The organism is Desulfobulbus sp. (assembly GCF_031547805.1).
Classification (GTDB): domain Bacteria; phylum Desulfobacterota; class Desulfobulbia; order Desulfobulbales; family Desulfobulbaceae; genus Desulfobulbus.
This window is the reverse complement of sequence record NZ_JAVBRQ010000010.1, coordinates 1-13,987: the sequence shown is the minus strand read 5'-3', so window position 1 is coordinate 13,987 and position 13,987 is coordinate 1. Positions and strand designations below refer to the sequence as shown.

The window sequence follows — 13,987 nt, the reverse complement described above, 5'->3', positions numbered from 1 at the left end:
ACATCACAACGACAAGAGGAGAACGCTATGGCACTGGATGCAATCATCAAGAGAAACTGGATTGAGATTCAAAAGAAAAACACCGTTCCGGTGAATGCCATCGGAGTGAAGATCAATCCCAAGGACGAACGAACCTTGAAAGTATGGAAAGACGAGGGAATCGACGTCTTTGTCAAAAAATAATGGAAGGGTCCGGATCGAATATCCCCCGGTCCGGCCATGGACAGAGTGTTGTCCCAGGCAAGATGTCTGTTCGGGGCATGGAACGGCTTGAGCCGCTCGCCGCCGCTGACAGGCCCTATTCCTGCGGGCCTGGCAAGGTGCGGTTGAATGGGGCCACTTGATGGTACGAACGTAGCGTTCAGTTGAGCAAGAAGTTTTGGAGGCAGAATGGAACAAGAGAAAAGACAGAGACGCTGGTTTGGCAACCCCTTCTCGGTATTGACCGATAAACTCAATATTCGCGGGAAATTGATGGTTGCCTTTGCCGTTATGATCATCCTCACCCTCGTGGTTATCGTGATCGCCACCCTCTCGCAGCGATTCGCCAACACGACCATCGACGAGCTCGTGCGAGTGCATGGCAAGATTGCCCGCTTGAGTCTCGATATCGAAAAAACGGTGCGGGTCATGAACGGCTATGAGAAAGATTTTCTGCTCAATTACAACAGAATCGGCATTGCCGAGGCCAAAAACCAGTATTTGAACAAGTTTATCGCCGCAGGCGGTGAAGCGTATCAGAAGCTGTACGAAATCCAGCAGAGCCCCATCGACGCCAAGGAAAAAGCATCGGCCCAGCACGCCATGGACGCCATCAATAACTATCTGGCAACGTTCATGAGCACGGTGAACATCCTCGAACTCCAGGTCAACCCGGAATTCGGCGAGTTGACCAAGCTGCGCCAGTCGGTCGACATTCTGCGGCAATCCATGGCCACGGTCGCTTCTCCCACCCTGCAGGCGCTGTTCCAATCCCTGCTGTTCCACATGCAGGAATACACGATCGCCCCTGACAGCCAGTTCGGCGAACGGGTATTGGGTGAGGCGAAATCTTTTAGAGAGGCGATCGGATCGTGGGCCGAAAATCCGGCGCTGCAAGGCGCCCTGCTTGCCCAGATCGGCGATTTCACCAAGTGGTTTGCCGATGTCGTCAAAACCGACGAAACCATCAGCAACCGCATCCAGGCGTATCAACAGGCGGTCAAGCAGGCGGAGCCGGTTATCCAGGCATTCCTCAAAAACGCCACGGACAACGAGGCGCGAGCCGTGGTCCGCATGGAAGAGGCCACCGCCCTGGTACAGAAAATCGTTATCGGCGTGGGAATCGCCGCCGTCCTGCTCGGTTTGTTGATTTCCTTCGGCTTGTCCAAGGGATTGACCCGGCAGATCAACCTGATCATGGAGTTGCTTAGCGAGATGGGCATGGGTAACTTCAAGGCCCGGACCGAGGTCGTGAGCCGCGATGAACTCGGCGAGATGGCCTCCGCCCTGAACGGTATGCTCGACAGTATTACCGCCCTGATTCAGAGCCAGGAAGAGCGTGACGCCATTCAGGACTCGATCATGAAGCTGATGAACGAAATCTCCGACCTCACCGAAGGCGATCTGACCGCACGCGCCGAGGTGACCGAAGACATCACCGGCGCCATTGCCGACTCGTTCAACACCATGGCCGAACAGTTCGGCGATATCGTCCGCCAGGTGCAATCGGCGACATTTTCGGTGGATGCCACCGCAACCGACGTTTCCAGGCGAACAACCGACTTGGCTGTCAAGAGTACCGACCAGGCGCAGCAGGTTAGCGCCGCCATCAAGGCGCTCAACGACATGGCCGCTTCAATCCGGCAGGTTTCCGAGCATGCGGCCCGATCGGCAGAAGTATCGGAAATGTCGCGCTCCAACGCCCGCGAAGGCGCCGATGCGGTTGATAAGACCAATCGGGCCATGGATGAAATCCGCGAGCAAATCAACGAAACGGCCCGTTCGATCAAGCGTCTGGGCGAGAGTTCGATGGAGATTGGAAACGTAGTGGAAATTATTAATAATATTGCGGACAGGACCTCCATCCTGGCCCTGAACGCCTCCATCCAGGCGGCCATGGCCGGCGACGCCGGCTACGGTTTTGCGGTGGTCGCGGAAGAGGTGCAGCGTCTGGCGGAAAGCTCGAGCAACTCGACCAAACAAATCGATATGCTGGTCAAGAGTATCCAGTCGGAAATCAAGGACGTTAGTAACCGTATGGATGAGAGTATCGGCAAGGTGGTCCAGGGATCGCGTCTGGCCGATGGCGCCCATGAAAAATTGCAGCAGATCGAAACCGTTTCCAACCAGCTGGCCGACCTGATTGAGGCCATCACCCAGGCTGCGGCGCAACAGGTGCAGATGTCGGAGAACCTGGTCGAGAACATGGTTGTCGTGGGTGGCGTCAGTGACGAAACCTCAAAGACTTCACAGGAAACGGCCGGTCTGATGAACCTGCTCAACGCAACGGCCCATAAGCTGCGCGAGGCTGTCGAGACGTTTAAGATCGAAAATGCCAAGACAGCTTGATGCCCATCATGGCGGCGCAACTCGCCCCTTGTTAACCACTTGAGGAGAAAACATGAAACGACGAACCATGGCCGGCTTTTCTGCCTTTGTTCTTGCCATTGGCCCCGCTGCCTCACTCTTTGCTGCCGACGGGGTGGTTAAATTCGGTGTCAGTTCCAGTAAATCGGGGAACTTCGCCAACGTGGGCACCAGTACCAAAAACGGTGCGGAAATGGCGAAACAGGAGATCAATGCCGGCGGCGGCCTGCCCATAGGCAACAAGACCTATACCATCGAGTTGGTCTATGTCGATAACGGATCCGACCGGTCGAGCGCCAGTGCGAACGCCTTGACGCTGATCGGCCAGCATCAGGTCCTGGCCATTGTCGGCCCTCAAAGCAGCGACCGCGCCATTGCCGTCGGTGAGGTGGCCAACTCGTTCAAGACACCGCTGGTGTCCCCCTGGTCGACCTCGCCTCTGACCACCCAAAACAAGCCGTTTGTTTTCCGCATGCCGGTCATGTACGACATCCAGGCAACGGCGACCACCAAATTCGCGGCCAAGGAGTGGAAGGCCCGCAAGGCGGCGGTGCTTTACGATGAAATCAGCCCGTATCCCACCGGCATGGCCAAGGCATTCAAACAGGCCTTTGAAAAAGTAAACGGCCCGGGATCGGTGGTGGCCTTTGAAACATTCAGGACCAACGACGCCGATTTCAGCCGGCAATTGCAGGCGATCATCAATTCGGACGCCGAATTCCTCTACACGCCGCAGCACTATGAGGAGGTTCCCCTGATCGTCCGCCAGGCCAGGAAGATGGGCTGGAAGAAGCCGATCACCGGTTCCAACTCCTGGTCGGGCGGGGATCTGGCGGGAAAATGCGGCGATGCCTGCAATGGCTTGTATTTTACCGGCAATTTCGCCGCCGGCGGCGCCCAAGGCAAGGCAAAGGTTTTTGCCGATCATTATCAAAAACAATACAAAATGCTGCCGGACGAGGTTTCCGCGCTGACCTACGACGCCGTGCACATGATCGCCGAAGCCCTGAAAAAAACCGGTGGCCTGACCGGCAATATCGTCGAGGACCGGAGCAAGTTGCGCGATCAGATCGCCGCGACCAAGCGATTCGAGGGCGTGACCGGCACCATGGGCTATTTCGGAACCGGCGATCCCACCAAGTGCACGGTACTGATCAAGATCGACGACAACGGCTTGTTGACCGACTACGACAAGGTTTGCCCTGAGAAGTAAGCGGCCCCGCCAAGTCAGCCGTAAGAGGGGAAAGCCGTCCGCCCGCATGGTCATGGGTGGGCGGCTTTCCCTTTTTTTTGCACGATGAGCATGGCCGGCAGGATGATCGCGATGCCGAGCATGGTGTGCGGGGTGGGGAGATCCCGGCGCAGGAACCACTCGATCAGCACGATCAGCGGCGGATACAAATACGAATAGGCCATGACCCTGGTGGGACCGAGATGAATGGTGGCCCACTGGGAAATGAAAAAGGTGACGATGGTCGTGAAAAAAGCCAGATAAGCGATTCCGTACCAAACGATGGCCGGCACCGTTTCCCAGGCGATGGCCGGCAGCTTTGCCGCCGAGAAGAGCAGCAGCCAGCCGCAGCCGGTGATCAGAATCCACAGGGTCATGACGGCCATGGGCTCGCCCCTGTGGAACAGTTTGACCAGGGGCATGTACAGAGCCATCAGCAGGCAGCCGCAGAAAAACAGCAGATCGCCGCGGTTGAGCACCAATTGCCGCACCCGTTCCGGATCACCCTCGAAGATCACCCACAATGCACCGGCCATGGCGAACAGCAATGCCGCTATCCGGTACCTTCCCAAACGTTCCTTCAGAAGAAACCAGCTGTATATTCCCGAAATACCCGGCACTGTGGTGAAGATGGCCCCGGTGTTCAAGGGGTTGGTCGTCTTGAGCGACAAAAACATGAGCCAGAAGAAGCCGACCAGCGCGCCGCTGATCAGGCCGTAGCGGACAAGTGCCCCGCGGTCGGGGAGACGCATGCCATAGCGGCGGCCGACATAGGGTGCAAACAGCAGGGCGGCGAGCACGAAACGGACCAGGGTCAGCACTGCCGGATCGAGAAACGGGGTAATGGCCTTGCCGACCGTGAAAGAGGTGGCGACCAAGGTGGCCGAGATGAGCATGCAGCCATGAATCGCCCACCAGGGAAAGGGGCGGCCGCCAGGCTTTCTCATCGGATCAGGGGCAGGAGCTGGGGGTGTAGGATGCCGTTGCTGGCCAGGATGTCGGGCGCGAAGGGGGAAAAGGGGGCGCCGGAAAACGTGCTCACCTTGCCGCCCGCCTCCTGGACCAGCAGCCAGCCGGCCGCCGTGTCCCATGGCTGCAGATTCATTTCGTAAAAGCCGTCGAGACGGCCGCAGGCCACGTGCGCCAGGTCGAGCGCCGCCGCCCCTGCTCGGCGGATATCGCGGACCCGGGACAGCACGGTTTGTATCTGACGCATGACCGTGGGCAGGGTTGCCTCCACCTGATAGGGAAAACCGGTGCCGACCAGCGCCTCGATCAGGCGGCTTGTGCCGGTGACCGAGATATTCCTGTCGTTCAATCGGGCGCCGCAGCCGCTGACGGCAAAGAAAAGTTCGTCGGACAGGGGGGCGTAGACAACCCCCACCACCGGTTTGCCGCGGTCGAGCAGGGCAATGGAGACCGCGAAAAAGGGAAAGCCGTGGGCGAAGTTGGTGGTGCCGTCCAAGGGATCGACAATCCAGAGCCGCTCCGCCACCGTGGCATGGCTGGCCGCGGTTTCCTCGGCCATGATCGGGATGCCGGGCGTATCCTCGGTGAGCGAGGCAGCGATGGCCACCTCGCTGGCCACGTCGGTCTCGGTCACTAGGTCGATCGCGCCTTTCATGGTAATGGTGTGGGGCTGCTCATAGCGCTCCCTGATGAGGCTGCCCGCAGCCAGCGCGGCGCGACAGGCGGCGGCGAGCCAGGTGCGCTGATCATTCTCGGTGCAGAGCGAGAGAGAATTCTGTATTTTGTCCATGGACGAGACCTATGATGTGGTATTCGCTTGAAGTTAATAGTATTATTCGGGCCTGCTTCTGCTCACGGGGCGATCTCCTGCCAGATGGCGAGCGCTTTTTTGTACACCTGGGACCGGGGAAGATCAAGATCCGCGGCAATGCGGACAACGGCCTGCTTGAGGCTTGATCGCTGCTCGTCGCGATACCAGCGCAGCAACCCGTCGATATCCTCGGGCTGTTCCTGCGGCAGGGCCGCAGCCCCGTGGACGATGAGCACCAGTTCGCCCTTGACGCCGTCCTTGATCCGTTCGTGCAGAACCGAAAGCGGGCCTTCCAGGCATTCTTCGTGGATTTTGGTCAGCTCGCGGAACAGCAGGGCCTGCCGCTCGCCGAGTGTTGCTGCCATGTCGGCCAGGGATGCCTTGATCCGATGGGGCGCCTCGTAAAAGACCAAGGGACAGGGCAGGGTGGCGAGGCTGTTGAACAAGTGTTTCCGGGCGGCCGCATTGGCGGGGGGGAAGCCGCCAAAGAAAAAATTGGCCTGGGTCAATCCGGCGATCGAAAGGGCGGCGGCCAATGCCGAAGGGCCGGCAATGGCGACGATGTCAATGCCGGCGGCCCTGGCCTTGTTGACCAAAATGGCTCCGGGATCGCAGATCGCCGGTGTGCCGGCATCGGAAACCAGAGCGATTTGTTTGCCCTCGCAGAGGAGTTTGAGCAGCGCCGCCGCCTTTTCCTGTTCCCGCTCCCGGAAGTAACTGACAAGCGGCGTGCCGATGTTCAGGTGGCGGCAGAGTTTTTTCGTGTGCCGGGTGTCTTCGCAGGCAATAAGATCAACCGAGGACAGGGTTTGAATGGCACGTTGGCTGATGTCGCCCAGGTTGCCGATGGGAGTGGCGACCACATAAAGCCGCCCTGTTTGTTGAGCAGCGGGTGTCGGGTTGGATGGACAATGAGTCATGGTCGTACGTCAAGATAAGGTTACCCCGCAAAAAAGGAGGGGTGCATTGCAAGCATATCAGATAAACGTGTTGCCTGCAGGTATGATCACTGGATGGGAAAAAAATGATTTCCTGGCATGATAAAATGTTTGCGCGATCAAGCATTCCGATGTTGCTGCTTGATATTACTGCACTACAGGAAAAGTGTAAAGCGATTCAGAAGATATCTTTGAAGGATATTGACAGGTACCTTTATGAGGAATCTTCTTTGAAGAAACACTTGGCGTGTTTTTTTAAAATCGAAGCGCTGAACCAGTCGTTCATTGATCTGTTCGATATCAACGATGTTCATGATATTGAAAAGAACGATAAATATTTGGTTGGGTCTGTATATGGCTATATTAAGCAGGTGATAGTCAGTGAAGTTTTTAATGAGAGTGTCGATGTTGCATGTGAGTATAACAACAATAATCTTTATTTTAAAGATTTCAAGCTAAAAATTTACATAAACTTCATTAGCGATCCCAGTGGTTTTTTTGCTTCGATTTCCTTGATCGATATCTCTTCTTACAAAAAATCAGAATCGATCCTGACGGGATTTGTCGAAAAATATTATCTTTTATTGAAATCGATCAAGGATTCTATATTGATAATCGACATTTCAACCGGATGTATTCTGGAGTCGAACGACAAGACATCTGAATTGCTCAAGGTGGCCCAAGGAAAGATCATCGGCAGAACCCTTTCTTCCTTTGTCTGTCAGGAATACAGGCTGAAATACGAATTTTTTCTCAACAAGAAGATATATGGCGAGGGGGACAGCGATGAAACCATGACCGCCTTTGTCGTGGTCAGCAACGGGGATCGCATTCCGGTCGAAGTGGGAGTGACCATCGCCTTGGTCGGCAATTCCCGGGTGGCTCAGGTGATCTTGCACGACATGAGCAACCGCTTCAAGATGGAAGAAGGCCGAAGGCTGCTGGCAACAGCGGTCGAGCAGGCCGCCGAATCGGTCATCGTCACCGATCTCGACGGCAACATCCAGTATGTCAATCCCGCGTGCGAAGATGTCAGCGGTTATTCCTTTACCGAGATGCTGGGCAAAAACCCCAAGATGCTGCAGAGCGGGGAAACGCCGCCCTATCAATACAAATTGATGTGGGAGGAGATTGCCAAGGGCAACGTCTGGCGGGGGATGTTCGTCAACCGGAAAAAGAATGGCGAGATCTTCCAGGAAGAGGCCACCATCTCTCCGGTTAAAGACAATAATGATAAAATAGTCAATTATGTCGCGGTAAAACGCGATATCACCCACCATCTCCTTCTGGAGAACCAGATACGGCAATCCCAGAAAATGCAGGCCATCGGCACGCTTGCCGGCGGAGTGGCGCATGATTTCAATAACATCCTGACCGCCATCATGGGATATGCCGAACTCTCCCAGTCCCAGTGCGAGCAGGGGTCGCTGCTGTACAGCAACCTGGTGGAAATCATCCGGGGGGCCGACCGGGCGGGCCAGTTGGTCGACCAGATTTTGAAGTTCAGCCGGCAGAGCGAAAAAAATGTATCGAATCTGCGACTCGGGCTCATCGTCAAGGAGGCCATCCGCCTGCTGCGCGCAAGCCTGCCGGCAAATATAGAACTTGTCTATGATTTTTCGTCAGATTTCTTTGTCAAAGCCGATCCGACCCAGATGCATCAGATCGTGATGAATCTGTGCACCAATGCCTACCAGGCCCTAGAAGGCAAGGGCGGGATGATTCGGCTGCGGCTGTTCAGAAAGCTCCTGACTCCGAAGGAGGGCGTGATTACCGGCAACCTGCCGCAAGGCGCCTATGTCTGCCTGCAGGTCGAGGACAACGGTATCGGCATTCCGCCCGAATACCTGCAACGGATTTTCGAGCCCTATTTCACGACCAAGAAACTGCACGAGGGAACGGGATTGGGGCTCTCCGTCGTCCACGGCATCGTCAACGACCATCGCGGGGCGGTGACCGTCGAATCCACGCCTGGCCAGGGAAGCTGTTTCACGGTTTTTTTGCCGGAAGCCAAGGAGGAAGCCGGGGAGAGCGTCAGTGTCGAACGATTTGTTCCTGCGGTGTTCGAAGGCAACATCCTGGTGGTCGACGACGAACCGCCTATCACCTTCTTTCTCGTGCAAGTACTGGAACATTTGGGGTATAAGGTCCAAGCGTGCCTGTCCAGCGAAGATGCGCTCAAGGCGTTTCTCAAGCGGTGGAATGCGTTCGACCTGATCATCACCGACATGGGGATGCCAGGGATGACCGGCCTGGAGCTCGCCGAAAAGATCAAGGCGGTCAATCCCGATGTGCCCATCATGCTCTGCACCGGCTTCAGCGAGCACGTCACCGCGGAGAATTACCGCCAGATGGGCCTGGCCGGTTTTGTCGCCAAACCGTTCAATGCGGAGCATCTGGCCAAGGAGGTGGGCCGGGTCATCGGCGAGGCGCGCAGCGAACAATTGGGAAGGAGAGGCATGCCATGACCAGACGCCCGTTGCGGCTTTCCACCGAGGCCTTCGCCCTTCTGGTCGAAGAGGCCATTGCCCGCATCCCCGCATCCATTCAGGGCTACCTGGACAACATCCTTATCTCGGTCCAGCAGCGGCCTTCCCCGGAGATCCTGGAAGAAATGGGCCTGCCGCCGGATGAACCGCTGTTCGGCGTCTATTCGGGCGTTCCCCTGATCGAGCGCAGCGTGGTCGAGCCGCCTCTCTATCCCGATACCATTTTCATCTTCCAGGAACCGCTGGAGGAGGCCTGCACCAGCCGCGAACAGCTCATGGAAGAGATCGAGATCACCGTGGTGCACGAAATCGCCCATTTGGTCGGGTTCACTGACGAGGAATTGGATGACCTGGGCTATGGTTGAAACCCGCCGTGTTTTTTTGCGAAAAGAAGCGGCTCGGGCCACACCTTTTGCTTTTTGCTTGGAATCTCGGCCGCCTTGCCTCCATCGGATAACGGCCTTGCTGGCAACCCGTGGAGGCCGGAGGCGCTTTCTGCCGAAGTTTGTGAACATCCTGGGCGTCTTCTTGGGCGCGTTCCTGCTTGCCGCCTGCGGCGAGGACGAAAAACCGATCAAGGTCTCCCTGGACAGCCGGCAGGAAATCGCGATCAAGCCGCCGCAACCTGCCATCACCTACGCCTATCTGCCCCAATATTCGCACTCCGAATCCTTCCAGCGGCACCAGCAGCTGGTGGCCTACCTGACCGAGGAAACCGGACTGCCCATCCGCCAGGTATTCCCGGACACCTTTACCCATCACATCAGCATGTTCGGGCAGGGCAAAATCGATATCTCGTTTTCCAACCCCTTCGTGTATGTCAATTTGGCCAACCGCTACGGTGCCCAGGCCATGGCGCGGATCGTGGAGGAGGACGGCCGGGCGGAATTCCGCGGCCAGATCATCGCCCGCCATGACAACGAGGCCATCCGCTCCGTGGAGGATTGCCGGGGCAAGTCCTGGGTGGCGGTCGATCCGTCCTCCGCCGGCGGCTATCTCTTTCCCCTGGGACTCTTTGTCGATCATGGCCTGACTGCTCGCGATTTCAAGGAAGTGGCCTTTTCCGGCGGCCGGCAGGAAAACGTGATCCTGGGCGTCTATGCCGGCCTGCACGATTTCGGCACCATCCGCGAGGGCGCGCTGCAGGTGCTGGCCAACAGGATCGATATCAACCAGATCAAGGTGGTGGCCACCTCCCGGGCCTATCCGGGCTGGGTGTACGCCTACAGTCCGCGCCTTGCCCCGGAGTCGGTGGACAAGATCAGGGCGGCCATGCTCAAGCTCGATTATGCGAACAATCCCCGGCATCGGGCCATTCTGGACGCCGCCCGCTTCATCGGCTTCGTTGCTTCCGACGACCGGGATTTCGACCCCATCCGCGAATTGAACAGGAAGGTGAAACAGGAAGGTGAGTAACTACTTGTCAAAGAGGCTGCACCGCCTGCGCTTCAGAACCAAAATCACCCTGGGCATGGCCCTGATGCTGGTCTTCAGCGGCTTGAGCATCGGCCTGCTCCTGTCCGCCATGTCCTCGAGGGCATTGCTCGACGAGGGCAAGAAACGCGGCATGGCCCTGACCGCCGGATTGGCCTTTCGCCTGGTGGAGCCGCTGCTGACCATGGATTTCCTCCAGATGAAGAATTTCATCGACAACAACCACGACCAGTACGGCGATGTTCTTTATATTTTCCTGGCCGACATCGACGGCAATGTCCTGGCCCACACCTTTTCCGGCGGCTTTCCCACCGATTTGCTCAAGGTCAATAAGGACAGCCAACAACCCCAACCGCTTCTCCTGAGCACCGAGCAAGGAGCGGTGTACGATTTCAATGTCGACGTCATCCTCGGCGAAAAAAAGCTGGGATCCGTCCGCCTGGGACTTTCGCGCGCCAAGATAGATGCGTACATCCAGCAGCAGCGGCTGATCAGCCTGATCTGCACCTTGGGAGTCGTGAGTCTGGGCATTGTCCTCACACTCTGGTTCTCACGCACCGTGACCTTGAAGCTCAACCGGCTCAGGGAGTCGGCGGAGGAGATCGTCCAGGGCAACCTCAACGTGCAGGTCGGCGAGCCCCTGGAAAAAAATTGTTGGGACATCATGGCCTGCGACCGAGCCAATTGTCCGGCATACGGCGACAGGCGGCGGCGCTGTTGGTATTTGGCCGGAACCCTGTGCCCGCACTGCCAGGGCAAGGCCTATCCTCTCAAGATCGAAAGCTGCCGTCACTGCCCGGTGTTCAGGTACAATTTCGGCGACGAGATTCAGGATTTGGCCGAGGCCTTCGATGTGATGGCGGTGACGGTCAAGCGGCACATCGAGGAGCTGACCGAGCGGGAGAAGACCATCGCCCGGCAACAGGAGCTGCTCAAGACCATCATGAACGTGACCCCGGATTTCATCACCCTCCAGGACAAGGAGCTGAACTACCGGTTCGCCAGCAAGGCGTTTTGCGACTATTTCGGCCTTGACGAGGAAGAGGTGATCGGCAAGAACGACTTCGACATCTTTTCCAAGCAACAGGCCGATCTCAACTTTCACGAGGACAAGCAGATTCTGCTCTCGGGCCGTACCCTGGCCAAGGAGATTACCTTCATGCGGCCGGACGGCCGGCGGTGGTTTCATATCGTCAAGGTGCCGGTCTGCGACCAGGACGGCAGCATCATGGGCCTGCTGCTGACCGCCAGGGACATCTCCACGCTGAAGAAGATTCAGGAACAGCTCATTCAGGCTCAGAAAATGGAAGATCTGGGGCGGCTGGCCGGTGGCGTGGCCCATGAAATCAACACGCCGCTGGGAATCATCCTGGGCTATACCCAGTTGCTGATGGATGATATCACGGACCGGGAATCCCTGGAAAATCTCCAGGTGGTGGAAAAACAGGCCAAGATCTGCCAGAAGATCGTCGCCGATCTGCTCGGTTTTTCCCGCCAATCCCAATCGGTGCGGAAGAGCGTGGAGTTAAACGAGTCCCTGCGGGAGGTGGTGCAGTTGGTGGAGCACGCCTTCTTTCTCAAGGGCATCGACATCGTCCAGCAGCTCGATCCCGCTGTTCCGCCCTTGATTGGTGACAAGGAACGGCTCAAGCAGGTCTGGCTGAACCTGCTCAACAATGGCGCCGACGCCATTGGCCAGGACGGGAGTATCGTGGTCCGGAGCCGGCCGGGCAGGCGCGGGCTGATCGAGGTCAGCGTGGCCGATACCGGCGAGGGGGTCTCTCCGGAGCATCTCAACAAGATTTTCGATCCCTTCTTCACCACCAAACAGGTGGGCAAGGGCACCGGCCTGGGGCTGTCCGTGTCCTTCGGCATCATCAAGGAGCACCGCGGGACCATCTCCGCCCGGAGCCCCGCTCCGGCGGAATACCTGGCCGGTGCCGTTTCACCTGCCAGCCCGTCCCGGCCGGGAACTGTCTTCGTGGTCGAACTGCCGGCCGAAAAGGAACGCCTTCAGTAGTTGGCATCGACCTCGCCGGATGTCCGGTCCGGGATCAGCTTCCGAGAAGCAGGTGCTTGCGCCTGAATGCCGCGAAGAGTTCGATCACGTCGCGTTCGATCTGAGCCCGCGAGGTCTCGGGAAAGACGGAGGCGAGCAGGGCGACGGTTTCCGTTTCGCTGAGCGGTTCGGCCAGCAGTTCCCACACTGCCCGGCCCAGGGCGTTCAGATGAAAAATCTCGTCGCCCGTTGCCTGAATCAAAAAGAACTCTCCCTGTTCCTGCCTGATCAACACCTCGGGCCGGCGAACGTAGTTTCGGCCGGAAGCGCGGCGGCGCGCACGCGAACGGGGACGGTTCGGCCGGGGAGTGATTTTTTCCACAGCAGCGGTCAAGGCGGTTTCATGTTCGTGTCCTGCCTTGGAAAACCCTCTATCCGTTTCGACAAAAGCCTGCCGCAACAAGGCAACGGCATCGTCAAGGCGGGCGTACCGCAGATACCAACACGGCTTTTCTTTCGCCAGCCACTGCGCGCGGTCAAGCACCTCCAAGGCGCTACCGCGCCGCATCAGATTTTGGTACACGATGTTTTGCAGACTGTCGGCGGCATCCGCGGGAATAAGCTCTGCCTTTCCTGCCGGCTTGCGATTCAACATGACGAAGGCCCCGATGGGACGCGTTTGCCTGAACGGTGCGAGACCAGGGGCGTTCGGGGCAAGATATTGGCTCCAGGTATCCGCTTTTCCCCGGTGCGCCTGGATAAATTCCGCCACCGCCCGTTCGGATGCGGGCAGGGGCAGGCGCAAACGGTGCGGCACGCCAAAGGACATGCCTGCTCCTTCCGGCAGGAGCGCCACCAGATCGTCACCGTAGCTTGTCCGCCGTTCCGCCATCAGGCGGGTGACGAGTAGGCTTTTGCCCACCTTGTTGGTGTTGGGGAACACGACCAGCCGGCCGCCAAATTCCGCCGCCGCGCAGTGCAGGCAAAGCGCTTGGGGATTGGCTTCCAGCCAGGCATAGATCAGATCGACCACAATGCTGGAAAACGCGCATGCATCCGTATCGGCGAAGACGGATTGCTCCAGCCAGGGCGCGTCGATCCGGTACTCGCCTTTCACGTGGCGTACAGTGATGATCGGCGTGGATGCGGGGTCGCATCGCTCCATGCGGAAAGGCCAGGTCGGAAAAACATCACCCATCGCGTCCAGCAAGGGGGCACACCGTATGAGCCTCACCGGTTGAGGCACGCCGCTGAAATAGAGATCTGCTTCGAAAACTCCGGCCACCTGATTCATTTCGATTGCTGCTTGCGGCAATGATCCCACACCCTGGTCCGATCCATGCCGGATTCAGGCGGGGAGAGCAAAGGACGTGGCGGGGAGCACCAAAAGGCGCCCCCGTCGCCCGATAATTTCCTTTAGGTAAACCCCCGGCTTTGCCGGGGGACAACAAAAGTTTGACGGTTCCAGCAAAATAAAGAAGCCTCCGACTTCGTGGACCGCTCAAAGTCACGAAAAAGGAGGCTTCATGAACAACATACAATGTTTAA

General features: G+C 57.8%; 11 protein-coding genes. 7 read left to right on the top strand and 4 right to left on the bottom strand.

Going from position 1 to position 13,987, the window contains the following annotated elements:
- The first annotated feature begins 27 nt into the window (after window positions 1-27).
- The 3 genes from RMR13_RS03435 (at window position 28) to RMR13_RS03425 (ending at window position 3,781) form a co-directional block, all read left to right on the top strand.
- Window positions 28-183 (top strand): hypothetical protein, encoded by a 156-nt coding sequence (locus RMR13_RS03435; protein ID WP_310599239.1) that lies wholly within the window; start codon window positions 28-30, stop codon window positions 181-183.
- 207 nt (window positions 184-390) lie between these two features.
- Entirely contained in the window at window positions 391-2,550 is a 2,160-nt protein-coding gene (locus RMR13_RS03430) for a methyl-accepting chemotaxis protein (RefSeq protein ID WP_310599238.1), read from the top strand.
- 52 nt (window positions 2,551-2,602) lie between these two features.
- Window positions 2,603-3,781: an ABC transporter substrate-binding protein gene (locus tag RMR13_RS03425; RefSeq protein WP_310599237.1), complete on the top strand. Its 1,179-nt coding sequence runs from the start codon at window positions 2,603-2,605 to the stop codon at window positions 3,779-3,781.
- Window positions 3,782-3,831: 50 nt separating this feature from the next.
- Here the strand turns inward: RMR13_RS03425 and RMR13_RS03420 are convergent, their stop codons facing one another.
- The 3 genes from RMR13_RS03420 to rsmI all read right to left on the bottom strand — a co-directional run bounded on the left by RMR13_RS03420 (window position 3,832) and on the right by rsmI (window position 6,442).
- A complete protein-coding gene (locus RMR13_RS03420; protein ID WP_310599236.1) occupies window positions 3,832-4,746 on the bottom strand; it encodes a DMT family transporter in 915 nt (304 codons plus the stop codon).
- A complete protein-coding gene (locus RMR13_RS03415; RefSeq protein WP_310599235.1) occupies window positions 4,743-5,558 on the bottom strand; it encodes an inositol monophosphatase family protein in 816 nt (271 codons plus the stop codon). Before RMR13_RS03415 ends, RMR13_RS03420 begins: the two co-directional genes overlap by 4 nt.
- Before the next feature lie 62 nt (window positions 5,559-5,620).
- Window positions 5,621-6,442 (bottom strand): 16S rRNA (cytidine(1402)-2'-O)-methyltransferase, encoded by an 822-nt coding sequence (gene rsmI, locus RMR13_RS03410; protein WP_310599234.1) that lies wholly within the window; start codon window positions 6,440-6,442, stop codon window positions 5,621-5,623.
- Window positions 6,443-6,603: 161 nt separating this feature from the next.
- Between rsmI and RMR13_RS03405 the strand changes: the two genes are divergently transcribed.
- The 4 genes from RMR13_RS03405 to RMR13_RS03390 all read left to right on the top strand — a co-directional run bounded on the left by RMR13_RS03405 (window position 6,604) and on the right by RMR13_RS03390 (window position 12,460).
- Window positions 6,604-8,985, top strand: a complete 2,382-nt coding sequence (locus RMR13_RS03405) for a PAS domain S-box protein (protein ID WP_310599233.1) — start codon at window positions 6,604-6,606, stop codon at window positions 8,983-8,985.
- Window positions 8,982-9,371: a metallopeptidase family protein gene (locus tag RMR13_RS03400; protein ID WP_310599232.1), complete on the top strand. Its 390-nt coding sequence runs from the start codon at window positions 8,982-8,984 to the stop codon at window positions 9,369-9,371. The genes RMR13_RS03405 and RMR13_RS03400 overlap by 4 nt, the downstream gene beginning before the upstream one ends.
- A gap of 142 nt (window positions 9,372-9,513) precedes the next feature.
- Window positions 9,514-10,422 carry a phosphate/phosphite/phosphonate ABC transporter substrate-binding protein gene (locus tag RMR13_RS03395; protein ID WP_310599231.1) on the top strand — a complete coding sequence of 303 codons (909 nt, stop codon included), beginning with the start codon at window positions 9,514-9,516 and terminating at the stop codon, window positions 10,420-10,422.
- Complete coding sequence (locus RMR13_RS03390; protein WP_310599230.1) at window positions 10,415-12,460, top strand: ATP-binding protein; 2,046 nt, start codon at window positions 10,415-10,417, stop codon at window positions 12,458-12,460. Before RMR13_RS03395 ends, RMR13_RS03390 begins: the two co-directional genes overlap by 8 nt.
- Before the next feature lie 34 nt (window positions 12,461-12,494).
- Here RMR13_RS03390 and RMR13_RS03385 read toward each other — a convergent pair whose 3' ends face one another.
- Entirely contained in the window at window positions 12,495-13,733 is a 1,239-nt protein-coding gene (locus tag RMR13_RS03385; RefSeq protein WP_310599229.1) for a PqqD family protein, read from the bottom strand.
- Window positions 13,734-13,987: the final 254 nt, after the last annotated feature.